The following is a 19,586-nucleotide window of genomic DNA, read 5'->3' as shown; positions in this document are numbered from 1 at the left end:
TTCATCCGATTTTCTCAGCGGTAGGTAAGCACTGCAATTTCTTCTAGGCTTTCCAAGCTGCCTCACATCCTTTTTTGACGGTGTAAATCGACTAGCTACTTCGGCGTATAAGCCACCTCGTCTGGGAAAGTCTTTACTTTTCGGACTTTCCCGACGTGGTGGACAGAACTTATCCGCTCGTAGCTGACCAAGTCGATTTACAACCTTTTATTATCTCCAACATAGTCCTTGGCTGTGTAAGACTTCCATGATGTCATCGCGGCCGATAATGCTTTCTTGCAATTTGCTACCGGCGATTTGATTGGTAAAGGAATCAATTCTTTGGTTCGCATTACGTAAATCATAGTAAGTTTGCACGACCTCATCATATTCTTTTAAGTCACTTAATTGAAAGTCTTTAGGATATTCATTTTCAAAAACGATTTTATCTAATGGTAATCTTGGTTTTAATTGTGGTTCTTGATCAGGAATCCCCACTTGAATCCCTAGAACTGGATAAGTCATTTTAGGTAAATCCAACACTTTAATTAGCTCTTTAGGTTGATTATTGATACTACCTAAAAGTACTGCACCAAGCCCCATACTTTCGACTGCGTTCATCATATTTTGAATGGCTAAAGTCGCATCTTGCATCGCTTGGAAAAAGACATCAGTGGAATGCAAGCGCCCATCATCTTCCCCTTTTTGCAAACGAATTTGTTGATTACGATATAAATCTGCAATAAAGATAAATAATTCGCCATTTAAGCCGACATACGGTTGCTTACTAATATGACGAATTTGTTCACGCTTGGTCTCATCCGTGATATGCAGCACACTAAATTGTTGGAAGAAATTACTTGTCGATGTTTGGCGCGCAACTTCCAATAAAGTCTTGATTTGTTCATCTGAGAGATTTTCTGATTTAAATTTACGGATACTTCGATGATTCAATTGATGTTCAATGGTTTGATTCACCATAATCACTTCCTCGTCACTATACTTAAACCTTGTGTTAAATCAGCTGCTAAATCATGGGCGTCTTCAATACCAATTGATAAACGCAATAAGTCTGGCGTTAAACCATAAGCAAGACGTTCTGCTTCAGGAATGTCGGCATGGGTTTGCGTCGTTGGATAAGTGATCAGACTCTCTACCCCACCTAAACTTTCCGCATAGGTAAATAATTTTAGCTGCTCTAAAAACGGACCGACTTTGCTTTCATCAGCGATTTTAAAACTCACCATTGCACCCACACCTGGATAGAAGACTTCTTTGACTGCAGGATGATTTTGCAAAGCTTCAACAACTATTTTAGCATTCTTTTCTTGCTGATTAAAGCGTAAAGGTAAGGTTTTCAAACTACGGATAAATAACCAACAATCAAAGGCAGCTAAAGTCGGACCGGTTGTATTCACCAAATATAATAAACGTTCGCCGAGTTCTTGCGTTTTGGCAACTACCACACCCGCTAAGATATCATTATGCCCAGCTAAGAATTTAGTCGCTGAATGTACGACTAAATCTGCTCCTTGGGTTAATGGCTTTTGACGTAATGGCGTTAAAAAAGTATTATCGACAATGGTTAAGGCTCCTTTTGACTTAGCAATCTCTGCTACACGCTTGATACTTACTTCACGCATTAACGGATTGGTTGGTGTTTCGATAAAGACGGCGCTAATATTCTCGGTGATTTGCGCTGCTAATTCTTCCTCTGTATCAAAATAAAGAAACTTTGCAATGCCTTGACGTTCGATTTCTTTAAAATAGCGATACGAACCGCCATAAAGATCACGCGAAACTAAAAATGCGCTGCCTGCTGGAAAAAGTTGGAAAACCAATTGAATGGCACTCATACCGGATGAAGTGACAATCGCTTGGGCCCCTTCTTCTAACTTGGCTAATCCTTCTTCTAAAATAGCACGAGTAGGATTTTTCGTTCTGGTATAATCAAAACCCGTACTATGCCCGAATTTTGGATGAGAATAAGTCGTTGATAAATGAATTGGTGCACTGACAGCTCCAGTTTGCTCGTCTATACGATTACCTAATTGTGCTAAAAATGTTTCAATATTTTCTCCCATAGTTGTGATTACCCCTGTCCTTTTTATTATTTCAATGCTGCGATTAATTGATCTACCGCTTGTTTGATATTTGCGGGTGTGGTTGCTAAATTAAAGCGAATAAAGTCTTTGGTATCGTGGGCAAACCAATCCCCAAAATCAACAGCTAACTTCGCTTGATCTTGAACCACTTCTTTAGTAGTACGACCATTTAATGCTTGTGATAAATCAATCCACAATAGATAAGTCCCTTGTAACTCACCTACTTTTACACTTGGCACTGCTGCTTCAAGATTTGTTTTGATATATTGATAATTATGATAAATGACATCAATCAGTGCTGCTAACCATTCATCCCCATTTGCATATGCTGCTTGGGCTGCCACTTGACCAATTAAGCTAGATTCTGTTTGGCGATTTACTTTGGCATAAGCACGATATTGTTTACGTAATGCTTCATTTGGAATCCAGATATGTGAATTTAATAGGCTCGCTAAGTTAAAGGTCTTAGAAGGCGCATTTAGTACAATGAGATGATCTAAAAAGGCCCCTTCATTCACAGAAATAGCTGAAGTAAAGGTTTGTCCAGGCATCATAAAATCACTATGAATTTCATCGGCAATCACTAAGACCCCATATTTTTGACAAATGGTTAATACAGCCGCTAATTCTTCTTCACGCCATACACGACCTACAGGATTATGTGGCGAACATAGAATAAATAATTTCACTTTTTCCGCAACTACTTTGGCCTCAAAATCAGCTAAATCCATTTCATAATGGCCGTCTACATTTTTCAGTGGACTATTGATTAATTTACGTTGTTTGTCTTTGATGGCATTACTAAAAGGATAGTATACTGGACGTTGAATCATCACAGCTTCTCCTTTTTCGGTAAAACAATCGACTAAATCATAAATGGCTTGTACGACTCCTGTTGAAAATTGTAGCCATTCTTCTTTAAAAGGGGTATTTTCATGGCGTGCTTGCCAACCTAAATAAGTATTAAAGTACTCCTTATCTACCCCGGAATAACCAAAAATACCATGGGCAATTCGTTTTGTTAAAGCATCTGTTACTGCTTTAGGTGTCGCAAATTCCATATCCGCTACCCATAAAGGCAATAAATCCGCATCCCCAAAGCGTTCTTCAAGGGCATCCCATTTTAAGGAATTGGTGTTTTTTCTTTCTCTGGCATATTCATGAATAAATGTTTGTTGGTCCATCTTTTCACTCCGTTCTATTGATTTATCGATTAATACTAGTATACTCAAGCTTTTCATGGCTTTCAATGATATGGCTTGATAGAAAATATTTATCGCGAAAAAACCATTCTTCAAGCTACAGTTAAGCTCAAAGAATGGTTTTCAACATTAGTCTTCCGTTTTTTGGCGATATTCTTCCATTTTGCTTTGGAAGTATTTTTCCGTTTGACCGTAAGCAGTAACGGTAATCGCATTGGCCCCTGCATTAATGGTTTCCATAATTTGCTCGTCAGTCTTACCACCAGATGCCATAATCGGAAAAGTAGGGTAGCTTTCACGAATCCAACGAACCAGTTTTGCAGTATCTTTACCACCAGCCACATTAAAGATATCCACACCCGCTTCAATTAACTTTCCTAAATCTCTTTTATCATTAACCACAGTATAAATAATTGGGATATCCACTGTATCATTAACGGCTTCAATGGTTTCAACTGAGGTCGGCCCATTTAGCACCACACCATAAGCGCCATGTTCTTCCGCAAAAGTTCCTAATCTAGCTGAGCGTTTACCCGAAGTTAGGCCTCCACCAATTCCTGCGAAAATAGGTACCTGCGCAACTTGGGAGATGGCGGATAATATTCTAGTATTGGGCGTCCATGGATAGACAGCCAAAATCGCATCCGCATCATTATTGGCAATCAAAGCAACGTCCATCGTGTAAATAATACTCTTGATTCTTTTGCCGTAAATACTAATTCCTGATGCGTTGCGAATGACTTTAGGTAAATGCACCACACTTTGACGCAATTCAGAAAATAATTCAGGCATTTGTTTGGCTTGTTTGTCTTCTCTATTTGTCAACATTTTCACCTCATTTATGATAGGGTTGGTTATGAATAATACGAAAGGCGCGATAGATTTGTTCTGTCAGCATGACCCGCATTAATTGATGAGGAAAAGTCATCTTACCAAAAGAAATCTGTGCATTGCTTCGTTGCATCACGGCTGGCGACAATCCAAGTGAACCTCCTATGACAAAGACAAGTTGACTTTTCCCTTGAATACCTAGATTTTCGATTTTTTGGGCAAAAGCTTCACTACTTGGATTTTTTCCTTCTATCGCTAAGGCAATCACATATTCTTGATCTTTAATTTTAGCTAAGATTCGTTCGCCTTCTTTATCTTTAATTTGCATCATTTGCGTTTCGCTTAAATTTTCCGGCGCTTTTTCATCCGCTAGCTCAATGACTTCCACTTTTGCATAGGCTTGTAGACGTTTGAGATATTCTTGCATCGCCTGCACTAAATACTTCTCCTTTAATTTACCGACACCAATAATTTTGATATTCATTACATAATCCTTTCATTTAATCTATTCAAAACTATTATAACTATTTTTATTCTTTTTGACTAATCAGAAAAGCAAAAAAAGTTATCCACTATTTTTCCACAGCTTTATCCACATTATGCACAGAATTATCCACACCATTGTGGTAATAAATACTTAAATCAACCATTTTTTAGCACGAACATCTGTTTTATCTATTTTTTGCACATTTCCCACAGAATTGTGGATAACTTCAAAATTTTTATCCTCAAACCTTGTCCACAAATTGTGAATCCAGTAAAATGAATATTAAGAAAATTCTTCAAAAATTTACAAACTTTTTACCCTATCCTCTTCATATTTTTTTCATAACTTCGCGCTAAGATAGGATTGTAAATAAGGAATACATAAAAACGTAAATAAATGAAACATACTTAACGTTGGGAGATAGAACAACTTAAGTCAGAGGAGGAAAAAATTTATGAGTAGTAGAAAAAATTCAAATACAATTATGAAAAGATTTGGTATCGGCATTTGTAGCGGTGTGATTGGTGGTGCCCTTGCTTTTGGCGGCTTGTATGCTGTCACTGGCATGAACAATTCGACTAGCTCAACAGGCATTCAAAGTGCACAAACAGCAACTAAAGTCCAAAATGTGAAATATAATGTCGAAAGTGATGTCACGAAAGCTGTCTCTAAAGTACAAGGCGCGGTCGTTTCCATCATTAATTTACAAAATCAAAACACACAAGGCATGGGCAGCTTAGAAGATTTCTTTGGTGCCCAACAAGGAAATAGCAGCAGTCAAAATAGCGGCACTTTGGAAACAGCCAGTGAAGGTAGTGGTGTCATTTATAAAAAAGAAGGTAAATATGCTTATATTGTGACAAATAATCACGTGGTTGAAGGTCAAAATGCGTTACAAGTCTTACTAGCAGACGGTACCAAAGTCGATGCTGAATTAGTTGGTACGGACAGCTATACTGACTTAGCGGTAATCAAGATTGCTAGCGATAAAGTTTCAACGGTTGCTACTTTTGGCGATTCAGATAGTATAAAAGTTGGTGAACCTGCCATCGCCATCGGATCACCATTAGGAACTGATTATGCCAACTCAGTGACTGAAGGAATTGTTTCTTCTTTAAATCGTCAGGTCGTGAGTGAAAATGATTCCGGCCAAGAAGTCAATATCAATGCCATCCAAACTGATGCAGCCATTAACCCTGGTAACTCTGGTGGTCCATTAATTAATATCGCCGGTCAAGTTATCGGAATTAACTCAAGTAAAATTGCTACCACTTCAACCTCAAGCTCTGGTGTAAGTGTTGAAGGTATGGGCTTTGCAATTCCAAGTAATGATGTCGTCAATATTATTAACCAGCTAGAACAAAGTGGGAAAGTGACTCGTCCTGCTTTAGGGGTTAGAACGGTTGATTTGAATGCTTTATCTGATCAACAAAAAACGAACATCTTAAAAGTACCTACCTCATTAAATGAAGGGGTCGTGCTTGCTCAAGTCAATAGTGCAACGCCTGCAGAAAAAGCTGGCTTGAAACAATATGATGTCATTACTGAAATTGATGGTGAAAAGGTCAATGATGGCACTGCATTACGAGCCGCTCTTTATAAAAAACAAGTCGGTGACAGCATTAAAGTGACTTACTATCGTGGCAATGACAAAAAGACAACCACCGTACACCTTACCGTCGACCAATCAATTAATGAATAAGGTTGTAAATCGACTTGGTCAGCTACGAGCGGATAAGATTGTCCAACACATCGGGAAAGTCCTAAAAGTAAAGACTTTCCCAGATGGGGTGGCTTATACGCCGAAGTAGCTAGTCGATTTACACCGTCTAATAAGGTTGTGAGAAGGGTCGATCAGCTACAAGCAAAAGGTTATCAATCAACTTGGTCAAATACGAGAAAATTCATGTGTTACCTACTGCTAAGAAAATCGGATGAAAGGAGATTTTCTTAAGCAGGAGGGTGAATTTTCCGAGTATTTAGTTGATTGATACCGAGAAAGCTAAGTTTGTCCGGAATGGCAGGAAAATCCATCAAGTTTAAAGATTTTCCTAGACAGGCCGGCTTAGATGCGATGTAGCTACCCTTCGAACACCGTCAAATAAAGGTTGTGAGAAGGGTCGATCAGCTACAAGCAGCTAGAGTTGAAAGGGAATCTTAAACAAAATACAAAATCGGAAATGGCCCAATCAAGTGGCTATTTCCGATTTTTTTAGAAAATAATATTCTCTTTTATTGCTTCAAGGTCTTTTATCAATATTTTTCGTTTGCGCATCTCAATAGCACCCGAATCTTTCAACTGCTGCATCATACGGTTGACACTGCTAGCTGAAGCAATGCCACAAAAATGCGCGATTTCTTCATTGGTGACCACAAAATCAATTAAAATCCCTTCAGAAGTTTCCACACCAAAGCTTTCATATAAATCATATAATTGCGTGCAAACTGCGCCAAATTTACCATTCATCAGCATTTGTTGCAATTTTTTCATCGCATAAAGCAGACGTACTCGGTAATAATCCTTCACATAAAGCTGTAATTCTTCACTCTCATTAACATCTTTCCAAAACTGCACCCGGTCGATTTGATATAATTCTGCCTTTTCCGATTCAATCCGAATATTAAACGGTGAATCAATAAACTGTGAATACTCATCTTTCAACAGTGATACGATTTCTAGCCCTGTAATGTAGCGTAAATTAAACTCGCGACCATCTCTAGAAATGACGGAGGTTTTAATGATTCCATCTTTTAAAATATAAACATAGCGATCCTGAATGCCTTCATACATTAAATACTTTTTCTTTTCCTTTACTACAACAGGAAAATTTCCCTTGTTTAAATACTTTTGCAATATTTGGTCATCCATCAAAAACTCCCCCACTCAATTCGCTTTTTCATTTACTTTCAGAAAAACTTTCATTCTTTATTAAACTGATTATACCGCAAAACTCAACAACATTTGTATATATTCTTTGTGAAATTTAAATGTTTTTTACAATTTTTTATAGCAAAGTCGCATTTTTTGTTTATCAAATGCGTGTATAGTAGGCTCACAAGTGATTGATAATCCCACTGAGGTGCGTTTTTCCCTTGATTTTTATGACCTTCTATCAATTTCTTTTTACATGAAACATCCAATATTCAAACGCATCTCGGGGCTTATTCACTTTTAAAAAATGAAAATAGAATGATTATTTATTCACAATCTATTTTCAAAAAAATGAAAAAAGGAGAATGAGAAATCTCGTGGAAAATTCAGTAGACAAACTATTTAACAAAGGGTTTATCAGTATTACCCTAATTAACTTCGTCGTGTATCTGGTGTATTACCTATTAATGGTGATTATCGCCGTAATTGCCCAAGATCAATTACAAGCAACTCTAGGTCAAGCCGGACTTGCTTCTGGTATTTACATCATCGGTACTTTATTAGCACGACTATTTATGGGTAAAAAACTAGAACTAATTGGTCGTAAAGCTGTCTTACGTTATGGTGCACTGTTTTATTTATTAACGACGATTGCTTATCTTTATATTCCAAGCATTCAAATTTTATACCTAGTACGTTTATTAAATGGTTTTGGTTATGGCACCGTTTCAACAGCTACGAATGCGATTGTTACAGCTTATATCCCAGAATCAAAACATGGTGAAGGGATTAACTACTATGGTTTAAGTACGAGTTTAGCCGCTGCCATTGGTCCATTTATCGGAATGATTTTACTTAACAATACAAGCTTTTATTTTATTATTATTTTCTCAATTGTACTTATTTTACTTACTTCAATTGCTTGTTTTGTCTTTCCTGTTAAAAACATCCAAATCACCAAAGAACATCGCGAAATGTTGGAATCTTGGAAACTAAATACCTTCCTTGAAAAGAAAGTTGGCTTTATTTCAGGAATCGCCTTTATTATGGGTGTTGCTTATTCTTGTGTCTTATCTTTCCTTTCTTCTTATGCAAAGGAAATCCATTTAGTTGCCGCAAGTTCATTTTTCTTTGTTGTCTATGCTTTAGTGATTACTGCTACTCGTCCAATGACCGGTCGTATTTTTGATGCCAAAGGTGAAAATTATGTCATGTATCCTAGCTACTTATTCTTAACACTTGGCTTATTTTCACTAAGTATTACAAATTCTAGCTGGTTATTATTATTCTCTGGTGCATTAGTTGGGTTAGGCTATGGTACATTCATGTCAAATGGCCAAGCTGTATGTCTTAAAACTTGTGATGGCCATCATATTGGAATTGCTTTATCAACTTACTTTATCGGCTTAGATTTAGGACTTGGCGTAGGACCTTATATTTTAGGTGAACTTCATCAATTCTTGAATTTCCCACAACTATACTTTGTTTCAGGTCTTTTACCAATTGTTTGTGCCGTCCTTTATAAATTATTCTACAGACCAAAATATGCTGACAATAAAATCATCGAAATCTCAACAGAAAGTAAAGGTGCTTAATTATGAATAACAATGATTTACAAACATTAATCGTCCAATTACTTAGAAAACTAGATGAAACCAACGAACGCTTAGAAAACCTAGCTGACCGTGAAGAACAACGCCAATCCGAAGAAGAAAACTACCTAAGCGCCATTAGAAGAGCCATCCAAAACGACAATATAATAGGATAAGGATAAGGTTGTGGGGCAGCTCGGAAAGCCTCGAAGAAATTCGTGTGCTTACCTCCCACTGCGAAAATCGGATGAAAGGAGATTTTCGCAAGTGGGAGGGCGAATTTCACAATGTCTAGCTGCCGAACACCGTCAATAAGGTTCGCTCAGAAAAAAGAAGTGGTCCAAAGTATCGGGCCACTTCTTTTTTGTGATTATGCTAATACAAATTCTGAACCAACAACTGCATCTGGTCCTAATTCTAAAATCCCACGTTTCATTGGGGCATTTGGTAATTGAAGTTCGCGGGCTGAACAAATCATACCAAAGCTCTTTTCACCACGTAATTCACCCGGCCAAATCATCATTCCATCTGGCATCATCGCACCTGGTAGAGCTACCACGACTTTTAAGTTTTTGCGAATATTAGGTGCACCACAAACAATTTGTAGGCTTTCGTGTTTGCCGTCAAAATCAATTTGTGTAATAGATAAATGATCACTATCAGGATGTGGCACGCATTCTTTCACAAATCCAACCATAAATTTTGGACTAGCATCATAAGTTAAACGTTCCGCAAAGCCAGATTTTTGTAATTCTTCATTTAATACGTCCACTTGCTCTTGTGTTAATTTCACTTGACCTTGAGCCGTTAAAGATAAATAAGTAGAAACTTCAAAGAAATTATAACCCACAATGGTGCCATCCACTGTTTTAATTTGGGCGACATTGCCTTTTCTTTCTACCGTTTGTTCCATATTTTTATCATTTGCGCAGATAACCATCAAACAGTCACCGACATGCGCTTTATTATAAGCAAAAATCATTCTCTTTTCTCCTTTACTTTTCATACACATAGGCTATCTTATCAAAGAAAAAGCTAGGCGTAAAGACGCAACTTCCACCTAGCCAAAAAAATGTGCCCACGTACCTGATTCAATGATAATCATGATACCAAGGCCAATATAAACTGCCGCCATGACCCAGCGACCAAAATGTTCTAAAAATTCACTCACAAAAGATAATTGGGCGAATGCTTTTCCTAAAATAATCAAAAGGATAATATTTAATTCAAAAATGACTAAAGTTCCGATGACTTTGGCTGATGATAAAGTTAAAAAATAAGGCGTAAATAAACCAATATTATCCGCCCCACAAGAAGCAAAGGCAATCAAAGCGACCGTCCATAATAAATTTTTATCTTTACGCGTCGACAAGGTTGCTTCAACTTTTTCTTCATCATCATCGCCCAAAAATAAATATTTCAACCCAAAACCCAGTGGAATCAAGCCTAAAAAGCCTAAGATCCAATGTTGGGGTACAAAATGCAGCACAAAAGCTAAAAATAAACTGACAGCAATTAGACCATTTGAACCAATAAATTGACCCGCAGCAATTTTTTGGGCCTGCCTTTTACTTGAATAGCGATTATTAATCAGCATCAAGATGACTAACAAATCTAAGGCAGTCGACCAATACAAGACACTAGAGGTAAGTATAAAAGACAAAATTTTCACCTACATTTCATTAAGTAATGACATGTCCCGTTATTTTACTCAAATGGGACAACTAAACAGTCACAACTCGCCTCACGCACAAGATAGCTAGCGACACTTCCTAACATTAATTTTTCAAGAGCGTGCAATCCTGATTGGCCAACAACAATTAAATCTACCTGATAAGTTTCAACTAGTTGATGGGCCAATGTCAAGCGTGGCGAGCCGCGATAAACAAGGGATTTGACAGGTGCAAAGTGCTGAAATTGCGCATAATCTTCACACTCACGCAATAAATTTACCGCTTTAGCTTCTTCTTTAGCCAAAATATCTTCATTTAATGGCGCAAATTCCAGCATTTTAGGTAGTTGTTGATCAATCACATGCACAGCTAATAACAAAGCTTCATTGCGTTTGGCTATGGATACTGCTTTTTCAAAGGCCCGAAATGCTTGCGGCGATCCATCAATCCCAACTAAGATACAGCGATATTCTTGCACCTGCCATCCCTACTTTCAATCCTTATAGATTAGCTAAAAAATCCTCAATTTCTGCTTTGGTTTTGCGATTTTTATTAACCAGACGACCTAATTCTTTGCCATCTTCAATCACGACAAAACTAGGAATGCCAAAAATATTCCATTTACTTGCCACATCAATAAATTCATCGCGATCAACTTGAATAAATTGATAGGCAGGAAAATCCGCTTCAATTTCAGGCATGGCGGGTTTGATAAAGCGACAATCTCCGCACCAATCTGCTGTAAAGAAAAAGACGTTTTTGCCCTTTTCCACATAAGTTGCTAATTCTTCTAAACTTTTTGGAATAATCATCTATTTTCCCACCTTATTTATCAAATAAAATTGTATCGACTGTTGAACGATCTAAGCCTCGTAAAACTTGGATTAAGAATTCACGAGCCGCTTCAAAGTCTTTAATGCTAAACATGGTTTGATGCGTATGGATATAACGTGCAACGACCCCAATTGTAGTTGATGGAATACCTTCATTGGCTTTATGCGCAGCTCCTGCATCGGTACCACCACCTGAGACAAAGTATTGATAAGGAATATGGTGCGTACTTGCTGTGTCTAATAAATATTCTCTAAATCTAGGCAATAAAATATGACCTGGATCTAAAATACGTAAAAGGGTGCCTTCTCCTAAATGACCAAAAGTACCGTTTTTAGTGACTAAATCATCTGCTGCTGAACAATCCAAAGCAAAGAATAAATCTGGTTTGAATTTTGTCACAGATGCACTAGCCCCACGCAAGCCCACTTCTTCTTGGACATTCGCACCGGCAATCAATGTATGACCAAGTGTTTCATTTTGTAAAGCTTCTAAGGCTTCTAAAACTAAAGTACAGCCAAAACGATTATCCCAAGCTTTTGAAATAATATTTTTTTGATTGGCCGTCATAATCGTTTGTACATCAGGCACAATCGTATCACCTGGTAATACACCAAAACTCAAGGCTTCTTCTTTAGATTCAAAACCGGCATCAAATAAGATATCCGTCACTTGTACATTTGCTTGAGCGCCCTTGCCACGTAATAAATGTGGTGGAATAGAGGAAGAAATACATGGATAGTTGCCTTTTGATGTTTTTAAGACAAAACGTTGTGCAGAAACGACATAAGGATTCCAACCTCCTAGTGGGGAAACCTTAAATAAGCCACGGTCCGTAATTTGTGTTACCATAAAGCCAACTTCATCCATATGTGCCGCAATCATAATTCTTGGGGCCTCTTCACTTTGCGCATGACGAATCCCAAAAATACCACCTAGACGATCTTGGGCAATCTCATCTACTAAAGGGGTCATTTTTTCACGCATATAAGCACGAATATCCCCTTCAAAACCACTTGTACCGGTTAATTCTGTTAATTCTTTGATTCGTTGAAATGTTTTTTCATTCACTACAACTCTCACCCTTCTAAAGTAATATCACATTCATTATACCTTTTTCATTTCCATTCGCCAAATACTTATGATGCTAGTTTCTTAAACATTTTAGGCTTCCTTTCTTAACTAGGAATTTTCATGAAATTTTGCTATAATATAGAAAAAATTAGAAAAACAGGTGAATGCTATTGAGTATCCAATCACAATTTAGAAATGGTTTAGCTATTGGTATTGGCGTTGGTTTATTAAGCGGTTTTGTTTCTGCTAGTTTCACGAAAAAAGATAAACTGCTTCAAGCTGACCATATCTTACAAAAAATCAAAGATGCTTTTTTACTGGAAGGGCCAATTGAAGGTAGTTGGATTGAACATACCATGCAGCCTTATCAAAAATTTGCAGTAAAAACCCAAGGCTATCCTGGGGGAATTACTCGTTATGAAGATGACCAACTCGTGACCTATGAGTTTCTTGCGGATGCCAAAACAGGAGCTATCTTGGAATTAAACCGTATTTAAAAATAGCCAATCTAAGTCTGAATCACTTGGATTGGCTATCTTTAGTAGATTATGAATGAAATTTTTTACTTCCTACGCGACGATGGAAATTCGGATCTTTAGGTAAATCCGGGTTAATCCCTTTAGTCTGAGCAATCATACTAGCCAACACTTGAAAGACAATAGAGATAACAAACGTTTGACAGAATCCATATTTTTCTATTGGAAGATTAAGCGTATTATCAGCAAGTTGGGCATTATTCGAAATAACATAAATGTGCGAATTCCATTCAGATAAGACCGCTAATAAAGTAGCCAAATTCTTTTCTGAGCCATCATCAACAAAAATCAAAAAAGTGTCTGCATCCACAGCGTTGTAGATTCCATGAATAAATTCATCATATTCATAAGCAACAACTGGTATTCGCAGTGTTTCTAGCATCTTTAAAGCACCCTCTAAACCATCCCCATAATAGTTAGCAGGTACTACTACTTTTATTTCCTTAGCTTGAGCAAATGATTGCTTCTGTGCCTCCACCCATTCATAAATTTTTGATATATCACTAGGTAACTGCACTAAGAGTTTCAATAAATTTTGCTTAATTTCTTCAGTAACACCAGCTTTCCCACTGAGAGAACTAGCAATAATTAAAAGTTGTAATTTAGTGGCCGAATACCCCATTGTCTTAGGTCCGGCTTTTTCGGCTTCAATCGGTAATGTGAAAGAAAAATCAGCTATTTCATCTAACAAAATTCCCTCATAAGCGGAAAGTGAACCCAAAATACAATGATTTTGCTTAGCTACTTGCATGGCATGATAGGTGGAATAACTGCCCCCATCTTGGGAAATGCCTATAAATAATACTTTTTCTGATGTTAAAAAAAGATCATCACATACTTGAAACGGATAGTAACTCTCAACAGGAATCCCCGTTATTTGACTCATCCAATGTTTCATTTGCACACCAGAATGATAACTCGTTCCCGAACCAGTCAACATAATTTTGTCCACTGTTACATCAGCTAATAATTGTTCTATTCGCTTCTTGCTATTTAAAACTTCTCCTAAAGCCTCTGGCGTCTTATCAATATATTTATCCATTAATGCCATTACTAATCACTCACTTTCTGCCAATCAATCAAATGTGCCTTCATTTCAAAAAAATCTTGAAAAATGCAATTTGCACTCTTTTGATCAATCGTATAATTTTTGGGTTTTAATGCCCAGACATCCATTTTCGCCCTTTTAGCAGCCAAAATGCCATTAAAGCTATCTTCAATCACTAGACATTCCGCAGGTAAAACCGCTAATTGCTCACTCGCTTTTAAATAGATATCAGGAAATGGTTTATTTCGTTTCACATTTTCACCACTAATCACTACATCAAAGTACTTACTTAATTGACATTGACTTAACATCAAAGTAATATGTTCTGGATTTGATGCTGATGCGAGTGCCACTTTCTTCTTTTGCGCATGAATCTCTTCTAAAAAATCAATCACATGAGGCATCAAATATTTTTGGTATTGAATGGGATTTTCATTTTGATATTGATCATATTTTCTTTTTAAGCGCTCACGTTTTTTGGCATCGCTGACTAATTGTTGCCAAACTGCTTCGTTACTTAGGCCGACAAAGTCTTGTAACTGATCATGTTCTGGAGTCTCTTTCAATTTGTAAAAAAAATCCAAGCGCCTTTTTAGATATGCAGCTTCACTATCAACTAGCACACCGTCCATATCAAAAATTACTGCTTGATACATCTTATCCCTCCTAAAAAATCCTAGTTTAGATCAAATATAGGTAGCCCTTATAATCTAAACTAGGATTTCAAAATTTAATATGGAACTTGCCACATGTATTTACGTGTCATATAGTCTTTACCAATACAATAAGATAATTCTCTCATATATACATTATTCAAAATAGGGGAGAATAGTATATGATTGAAATATTCTCGAATTGGTTCAGCTATTTTGTCTAAGCCAAGTTGTTTGCCATCTAAAAGATACACTCTATTGCCACCGTATTTTTTTAAGAATTTTACTGCTCGTAAGTCAGCTTCTCGCGTGCGTCCCACAGAGATTAACTGAAATACTGATGTCTGTGGTGTCAATATTTCAAATGGCCCATGGAAAAATTCACAACTATTAATGGTTGGTGAGTCTATTTGTAGCATTTCTTCTAAATTACAAATAGAAAAGATATAGGCTGATCCAAACGCTGGGCCACTCCCCATAACATAGATTGGTTTTTTATCCATATTTTGTAAGGCCCATTCTTTGGCAAGTGGCGTCGTAGCTTCAACTGCTTGACGATATAATACATCTACTTGATTGAAAGCTTCCATCGCATCATCAAAATATTCAAAGCCTTCCTGCGCGTTTAATAATGCCATACATAACATCAAACCTACGCTAGAATTCACTCTTTCCATTCGGCTCTCATCAATAGCAATAGATTCATATTGAATACAGATATCACATATTTGAGTTAGTTCAGATTCATCTACGTATAAATCAATGGTACTAGCTCCTAAATCTTTAGCCACCTGAGCTGCTTTACATGTTTCAGGAGTTCCTCGCATTGAACAGACAATTGCCAAAGTATGTTCATCAACATATTTAGGTGGTGCATAATAAAATTCATTACTCGTAAAACATTCTGAACTAATTTGTGTGGCCTCCCGACTCAAGAAATATTGAGCCGGATAAAAACCACCATTCGAACCACCAGCAGCAACAAAAACAACTTTATTAATCTGCTTTTTCTGATTCAATATTTTTTGAATAGCTTGTTTAACTTCTTCTTGGATTTTCATAAAATCATCTCTTAATATTCTAATTTCCACATATAACGACGTTTAGTTAATGGATGTTTTCTAGCATCTGCTAATTTTTCAGCATAAACACGCATTACACCAGTAATTAGCATAGGATTGAAGTAGTCAATAACGTTTGAACCAGCAATAGAAGCCAAGCCATAATCTTTGGCATCGATGACTGTTACTTTAGCATCAAAACGTTGCATAAATGTCAACGCACGTGCATCCATCGCTCTTGTTTTACCATCACTCATGAATAACAAATAAGGTGCATCTTTTTCTGTCAATTCAAATGGACCATGGAAATATTCACCTGAGTTCATATTTGGAGCTGAAATCCATTGCATTTCCATAAATAAGAAAGCTGCTGTTGAATATGCGACATTAGCTGTTGCCCCACTACCGACTACATAAATAGTTTGATCATCTTTATAGCTTTCTGCAAATTTTTCAGCAGCTGGGCCTACTGATAATACAGATTTTTCGATTAAAACACCAATACCTGCTAAAGCTTTTTGTGCTTCTTCATAATGAGCATATCCTTCAAATTGAGCAACAATTTCAATCGCTAAAGCTAAGGCATAAGTCATTTTTTCGGTCTTAGCTGCATAATTGGTACCAAAATCATGAATAATTTCATATTCAGCTTCTTTTAGAATAGGAGAGCCAGCAGAATATGATAATGAAACAACATGTGCACCTAATTGACGAGCTTTTTTGGTTGCAGCAACTGTTTCTGGTGTTGTTCCACCTAATGAAGCAGTTACAACAATTGTATCCTCAAAATTTACTTTTGGTGTATCGTAGTTAAATTCATTAGCTGTAGTAATGGTTGTTAAGAAACGATTACTTTCGTGTGTGATAAAGTAATATGCTGGATATAAATCAGCCATTGAAGCACCGCAACCAACAAATAATACGCGATTAATATTTGCGTTTTTTCCTTTAATTTCCTTTACAATTTCGACTACCTTATTTGACATTCTAAATTCCTCCTAAAAAATATTTGTTTAAAAAATTCCTAATTTAGAATTCCTAATACACTTAATAAAATTCCTCCGAATACACAGATGCTTAAAATCAATCCATTACTTACTTTTTTCTTTAATAACCAATACATAAAGAACGTTGCACCTAATGAAAGCATTTGTGGGAAGATTGAATCCAAAGTATCTTGTAATACGAAGGTTTTACCTACATGAAATGGTGTAGTGATTCCAATCATACTTGCCACCATTGATCCAATAACCATCAAACCAACAATATTGACATAATACATAAGCTTATCGATTACTCCACTACCAATCAATTGTTGTAAGTATTTATTTCCCATGGTGTAGCCTAATTTACCACCCCAATAAGTAACAATAAATGATGGAATAAATGAAATAATCATCGCTAGGATTGGTCCTAAAATACTACCTTTTTGAGCTAAATTAATTCCTAGTCCAAAAGCTAAAATACGAACAGTTCCTTGAAAAAATGAATCACCAATCCCAGATAAAGGTCCCATTAATGATGTCTTTACACCATTAATTGAGTCTGGATCAAATGAATCAGGATGTTGAGCATATTCTTCTTCCATCGCTGCTGTTAACCCTAAAACAAAGGCACTTGTTTGTGGTGTGCAGTTATAGAACGCTAAGTGACGACTATAAGCTTCTTTTTTCTTTGCTAACATTTCAGGTGATGAAGGATTTTTTCCGTAAATTTTATCAATAATTGGCGCAATACCATATAAAAATCCCATGTTCATTTGACGCTCATAATTCCAAGATGCTTGGATAAACCAAGAGCGCCAGAAAAATGACCATGTTTTTTGTTTTAATTCTTTATCATTCATTGCTTTTACTTCAGCCATGTTACATTACTCCTCTCTTTATAATTCCTCTAAATCATCTAAGTCATCCATTGGTGCTTGATTAGCTGTCGATGGCGTATTAGAATTTCCTTTATCCAATCCATATAAAATGACAGCTAAAATTACAGCAAAGATTGCCACACCAGTCACTGATAATTTAGCATAAGCAGTAACAAAGAAACCTAACATTAAAAATACTGTTGTTTTCTTACTTAACATTGTAGACATCAACAAGGCAAACCCATAAGCAGGTAAAATCTTACTTGCAAGTGATAAACCATTTGTTAACCACTCAGGAATCATCTTAACAAAGGAATTAACGACACCCGTTCCAAAATAAATAGCTAAAAATACAGGAACAAAGTAAAGTAAGGAATAAATGATTGGTCCCCAAACAATGTGATAGTTTTGAGCTTTCACAAATTTTCCTTCTTCCACCGCTTTATCAGCAGAGTGAGTTAAAGTTGCCAAAAACATTCGAGAAACAATACCTAATAATTGACCTAAAATACCAATTGGAATAGCAATAGTTAAAGCTGTCTGAGCATTTGTGTTTGAAAGAATCGCAAAAGCTGCAGCAATAATTGAGCCTAACGTCATATCAGCTGGTACCGCAGCACCAATACTAACAATTCCTAAAGACATTAATTCTAAAGTTGCACCAACCATTAAACCTTTTTGTAAATCACCTAACACAATCCCTACTAAACAACTGACGATTAATGGTCGTTCAAAATTTAAGCGCCCTAATAATCGTGAATCTAGCATTGCAAAAACACCAATAATCCCAACTAATAATGCTTTTATTAACATAGGGAAATCCTCCTTAAACTAAATTTTTTCATTGAGTAATTCTTTTCGTGATGTTGGTACTTGTTGCATAACCAACTGAATTCCTTTTTCTGCTAATTCTTTACTTAATGCCACTTCTTCATCAGTTAAAAAGATAGCATTAGTATAGCGTTTGGCACCAGGTCGATCTGGAATACCACCGTAATTGACTTCCTTGATATTGCCATACGCAGTCACAAATTCATACATTTCTGTCACATTTCCAAAAATAACCATGATATTATCTGGTAAAGCCTTAATTTGTTCTAGTTTTTCTAATGCTTTGGCTACACTAAAAACATTAAGTTTGACATCAGCAGGCTTAGATAATTTCAATGACATTTTCTTAAAATCATCGGTAGAAGTTTTATTGTCAATCACAATAATACGTTCAATATTTTGAGATTTTGTCCAAGCAAAAACCACTTGCCCGTGCAATAGTCGATGATCAATTCTAACCACTTTAATCATAGTAAATCCTCCTCTTCATTATTTTCTTTCATTAATTGGTTGACATAAACTACTCCTTCTTTACCCATTGATATAGCCTCTTCTATCATCGCTGGAGTCAATGGCAAGACAGCTGTAGCAAGCGTAATAATTACTGGTAAATTCATTCCGCTAATTAAATAAACTTGAGGATACTGCTTTAATAATTGAATCATTTCATTATTGACAGAACCACCTAAAAGATCGGTTGCAATAACAATTTGCTCTTCTTGATTTTCATTAATAAGTGCTCGGATATCTTCCAAAAATTTTGTTTCGCTACCATCTGAATAAGCTGCAAAAGCATATATATTTTCATTTTTACCAACAATCATTTCTATAGTATCTTTCATGCCTGTTGCAAGCTTTCCATGACTGGCTAATATCATCTTCATTTTTCATTCCTCCTTCCTCACACCTTAATATAAGCAAAAAGCGTGCCAAAAATTAGCACGCTT

The 19,586-nt window shown here is 36.5% G+C and carries 23 protein-coding genes; 4 read left to right on the top strand and 19 right to left on the bottom strand.

The features are described from left to right. Positions 1-210: 210 nt before the first annotated feature. The 5 genes from ACTQZM_RS01135 to rlmH form a co-directional block, all read right to left on the bottom strand. Entirely contained in the window at positions 211-960 is a 750-nt protein-coding gene (locus tag ACTQZM_RS01135) for an NADPH-dependent oxidoreductase (RefSeq protein ID WP_441652628.1), read from the bottom strand. Between the two features lie 2 nt (positions 961-962). Beyond that, on the bottom strand, positions 963-2,063 hold the full coding sequence (locus tag ACTQZM_RS01130) for an aminotransferase class I/II-fold pyridoxal phosphate-dependent enzyme (RefSeq protein WP_441652627.1): 1,101 nt from the start codon (positions 2,061-2,063) through the stop codon (positions 963-965). A 26-nt stretch (positions 2,064-2,089) separates the two neighbouring features. Then, a complete protein-coding gene (locus ACTQZM_RS01125) occupies positions 2,090-3,268 on the bottom strand; it encodes a MalY/PatB family protein (protein WP_441652626.1) in 1,179 nt (392 codons plus the stop codon). Positions 3,269-3,415: 147 nt separating this feature from the next. Continuing rightward, the gene (locus tag ACTQZM_RS01120) at positions 3,416-4,114 is read right to left on the bottom strand and encodes a hydrolase (RefSeq protein WP_047338837.1); all 699 of its coding nucleotides are present in this window, start codon (positions 4,112-4,114) and stop codon (positions 3,416-3,418) included. 7 nt (positions 4,115-4,121) lie between these two features. Beyond that, complete coding sequence (rlmH, locus tag ACTQZM_RS01115; RefSeq protein WP_016251475.1) at positions 4,122-4,601, bottom strand: 23S rRNA (pseudouridine(1915)-N(3))-methyltransferase RlmH; 480 nt, start codon at positions 4,599-4,601, stop codon at positions 4,122-4,124. A gap of 457 nt (positions 4,602-5,058) precedes the next feature. On the opposite strand from rlmH, the gene ACTQZM_RS01110 reads away from it, so the two are divergent. Continuing rightward, entirely contained in the window at positions 5,059-6,306 is a 1,248-nt protein-coding gene (locus ACTQZM_RS01110) for a S1C family serine protease (protein ID WP_441652625.1), read from the top strand. A gap of 510 nt (positions 6,307-6,816) precedes the next feature. Here ACTQZM_RS01110 and ACTQZM_RS01105 read toward each other — a convergent pair. Continuing rightward, positions 6,817-7,473, bottom strand: coding sequence for a Crp/Fnr family transcriptional regulator (locus ACTQZM_RS01105; RefSeq protein ID WP_047242864.1), 657 nt, complete (start codon positions 7,471-7,473; stop codon positions 6,817-6,819). 368 nt (positions 7,474-7,841) lie between these two features. Between ACTQZM_RS01105 and ACTQZM_RS01100 the strand changes: the two genes are divergently transcribed. Beyond that, the gene (locus tag ACTQZM_RS01100) at positions 7,842-9,071 is read left to right on the top strand and encodes an MFS transporter (protein ID WP_047242911.1); all 1,230 of its coding nucleotides are present in this window, start codon (positions 7,842-7,844) and stop codon (positions 9,069-9,071) included. Between the two features lie 2 nt (positions 9,072-9,073). Continuing rightward, the gene (locus tag ACTQZM_RS01095) at positions 9,074-9,244 is read left to right on the top strand and encodes a hypothetical protein (protein ID WP_016251470.1); all 171 of its coding nucleotides are present in this window, start codon (positions 9,074-9,076) and stop codon (positions 9,242-9,244) included. Positions 9,245-9,438: 194 nt separating this feature from the next. Here the strand turns inward: ACTQZM_RS01095 and ytpR are convergent, their stop codons facing one another. The 5 genes from ytpR to pepA all read right to left on the bottom strand — a co-directional run bounded on the left by ytpR (position 9,439) and on the right by pepA (position 12,643). Then, positions 9,439-10,050: a YtpR family tRNA-binding protein gene (ytpR, locus tag ACTQZM_RS01090; RefSeq protein ID WP_441652624.1), complete on the bottom strand. Its 612-nt coding sequence runs from the start codon at positions 10,048-10,050 to the stop codon at positions 9,439-9,441. Positions 10,051-10,128: 78 nt separating this feature from the next. Further along, complete coding sequence (locus tag ACTQZM_RS01085; protein WP_441652660.1) at positions 10,129-10,734, bottom strand: CadD family cadmium resistance transporter; 606 nt, start codon at positions 10,732-10,734, stop codon at positions 10,129-10,131. A 41-nt stretch (positions 10,735-10,775) separates the two neighbouring features. Next, the gene (locus tag ACTQZM_RS01080; RefSeq protein WP_441652623.1) at positions 10,776-11,219 is read right to left on the bottom strand and encodes a universal stress protein; all 444 of its coding nucleotides are present in this window, start codon (positions 11,217-11,219) and stop codon (positions 10,776-10,778) included. 22 nt (positions 11,220-11,241) lie between these two features. Continuing rightward, on the bottom strand, positions 11,242-11,553 hold the full coding sequence (locus tag ACTQZM_RS01075) for a thioredoxin family protein (protein WP_016251466.1): 312 nt from the start codon (positions 11,551-11,553) through the stop codon (positions 11,242-11,244). A gap of 13 nt (positions 11,554-11,566) precedes the next feature. Next, a complete protein-coding gene (gene pepA, locus ACTQZM_RS01070; RefSeq protein ID WP_441652622.1) occupies positions 11,567-12,643 on the bottom strand; it encodes a glutamyl aminopeptidase in 1,077 nt (358 codons plus the stop codon). A gap of 173 nt (positions 12,644-12,816) precedes the next feature. Here pepA and ACTQZM_RS01065 point away from each other — a divergent pair, with 173 nt between their 5' ends. Further along, on the top strand, positions 12,817-13,143 hold the full coding sequence (locus ACTQZM_RS01065; protein ID WP_376716569.1) for a hypothetical protein: 327 nt from the start codon (positions 12,817-12,819) through the stop codon (positions 13,141-13,143). A gap of 49 nt (positions 13,144-13,192) precedes the next feature. Here ACTQZM_RS01065 and ACTQZM_RS01060 read toward each other — a convergent pair whose 3' ends face one another. The 8 genes from ACTQZM_RS01060 to ACTQZM_RS01025 form a co-directional block, all read right to left on the bottom strand. Then, positions 13,193-14,233: an SIS domain-containing protein gene (locus ACTQZM_RS01060; protein ID WP_441652621.1), complete on the bottom strand. Its 1,041-nt coding sequence runs from the start codon at positions 14,231-14,233 to the stop codon at positions 13,193-13,195. Positions 14,234-14,235: 2 nt separating this feature from the next. Beyond that, positions 14,236-14,886 (bottom strand): HAD family hydrolase, encoded by a 651-nt coding sequence (locus tag ACTQZM_RS01055; protein WP_441652620.1) that lies wholly within the window; start codon positions 14,884-14,886, stop codon positions 14,236-14,238. A gap of 74 nt (positions 14,887-14,960) precedes the next feature. Next, complete coding sequence (locus ACTQZM_RS01050; RefSeq protein WP_441652619.1) at positions 14,961-15,944, bottom strand: sugar isomerase; 984 nt, start codon at positions 15,942-15,944, stop codon at positions 14,961-14,963. Between the two features lie 11 nt (positions 15,945-15,955). Next, complete coding sequence (locus ACTQZM_RS01045) at positions 15,956-16,930, bottom strand: SIS domain-containing protein (protein ID WP_441652618.1); 975 nt, start codon at positions 16,928-16,930, stop codon at positions 15,956-15,958. A 38-nt stretch (positions 16,931-16,968) separates the two neighbouring features. After that, positions 16,969-17,808, bottom strand: a complete 840-nt coding sequence (locus ACTQZM_RS01040) for a PTS system mannose/fructose/sorbose family transporter subunit IID (protein ID WP_441652617.1) — start codon at positions 17,806-17,808, stop codon at positions 16,969-16,971. Positions 17,809-17,826: 18 nt separating this feature from the next. Further along, entirely contained in the window at positions 17,827-18,621 is a 795-nt protein-coding gene (locus ACTQZM_RS01035) for a PTS mannose/fructose/sorbose/N-acetylgalactosamine transporter subunit IIC (protein ID WP_441652616.1), read from the bottom strand. Positions 18,622-18,639: 18 nt separating this feature from the next. After that, positions 18,640-19,110, bottom strand: a complete 471-nt coding sequence (locus ACTQZM_RS01030; RefSeq protein WP_441652615.1) for a PTS sugar transporter subunit IIB — start codon at positions 19,108-19,110, stop codon at positions 18,640-18,642. Next, a complete protein-coding gene (locus tag ACTQZM_RS01025; RefSeq protein ID WP_441652614.1) occupies positions 19,107-19,523 on the bottom strand; it encodes a PTS sugar transporter subunit IIA in 417 nt (138 codons plus the stop codon). Before ACTQZM_RS01025 ends, ACTQZM_RS01030 begins: the two co-directional genes overlap by 4 nt. Positions 19,524-19,586 lie beyond the last annotated feature (63 nt).

This window comes from Enterococcus cecorum (genome assembly GCF_052119425.1).
Classification (GTDB): domain Bacteria; phylum Bacillota; class Bacilli; order Lactobacillales; family Enterococcaceae; genus Enterococcus_E; species Enterococcus_E cecorum_C.
Note: the sequence above shows the minus strand (reverse complement) of the source record. Positions and strands in the feature narration are given on the sequence as shown.

Bases quoted from the DNA above. Each gene is read 5' to 3' on its own strand.
- ACTQZM_RS01105 (WP_047242864.1), bottom strand. From the start codon at position 7,473: ATGGATGACCAAATATTGCAAAAGTATTTAAACAAGGGAAATTTTCCT.
- ACTQZM_RS01130 (WP_441652627.1), bottom strand. From the start codon at position 2,063: ATGGGAGAAAATATTGAAACATTTTTAGCACAATTAGGTAATCGTATA.
- ACTQZM_RS01125 (WP_441652626.1), bottom strand. From the start codon at position 3,268: ATGGACCAACAAACATTTATTCATGAATATGCCAGAGAAAGAAAAAAC.
- ACTQZM_RS01045 (WP_441652618.1), bottom strand. From the start codon at position 16,930: ATGTCAAATAAGGTAGTCGAAATTGTAAAGGAAATTAAAGGAAAAAAC.
- rlmH (WP_016251475.1), bottom strand. From the start codon at position 4,601: ATGAATATCAAAATTATTGGTGTCGGTAAATTAAAGGAGAAGTATTTA.
- ACTQZM_RS01055 (WP_441652620.1), bottom strand. From the start codon at position 14,886: ATGTATCAAGCAGTAATTTTTGATATGGACGGTGTGCTAGTTGATAGT.
- ACTQZM_RS01060 (WP_441652621.1), bottom strand. From the start codon at position 14,233: ATGGCATTAATGGATAAATATATTGATAAGACGCCAGAGGCTTTAGGA.
- ACTQZM_RS01095 (WP_016251470.1), top strand. From the start codon at position 9,074: ATGAATAACAATGATTTACAAACATTAATCGTCCAATTACTTAGAAAA.
- ACTQZM_RS01040 (WP_441652617.1), bottom strand. From the start codon at position 17,808: ATGGCTGAAGTAAAAGCAATGAATGATAAAGAATTAAAACAAAAAACA.
- ACTQZM_RS01050 (WP_441652619.1), bottom strand. From the start codon at position 15,944: ATGAAAATCCAAGAAGAAGTTAAACAAGCTATTCAAAAAATATTGAAT.
- ACTQZM_RS01030 (WP_441652615.1), bottom strand. From the start codon at position 19,110: ATGATTAAAGTGGTTAGAATTGATCATCGACTATTGCACGGGCAAGTG.
- ACTQZM_RS01110 (WP_441652625.1), top strand. From the start codon at position 5,059: ATGAGTAGTAGAAAAAATTCAAATACAATTATGAAAAGATTTGGTATC.
- ytpR (WP_441652624.1), bottom strand. From the start codon at position 10,050: ATGATTTTTGCTTATAATAAAGCGCATGTCGGTGACTGTTTGATGGTT.
- ACTQZM_RS01075 (WP_016251466.1), bottom strand. From the start codon at position 11,553: ATGATTATTCCAAAAAGTTTAGAAGAATTAGCAACTTATGTGGAAAAG.
- ACTQZM_RS01120 (WP_047338837.1), bottom strand. From the start codon at position 4,114: ATGTTGACAAATAGAGAAGACAAACAAGCCAAACAAATGCCTGAATTA.
- ACTQZM_RS01100 (WP_047242911.1), top strand. From the start codon at position 7,842: ATGAGAAATCTCGTGGAAAATTCAGTAGACAAACTATTTAACAAAGGG.
- ACTQZM_RS01135 (WP_441652628.1), bottom strand. From the start codon at position 960: ATGGTGAATCAAACCATTGAACATCAATTGAATCATCGAAGTATCCGT.
- ACTQZM_RS01035 (WP_441652616.1), bottom strand. From the start codon at position 18,621: ATGTTAATAAAAGCATTATTAGTTGGGATTATTGGTGTTTTTGCAATG.
- ACTQZM_RS01025 (WP_441652614.1), bottom strand. From the start codon at position 19,523: ATGAAGATGATATTAGCCAGTCATGGAAAGCTTGCAACAGGCATGAAA.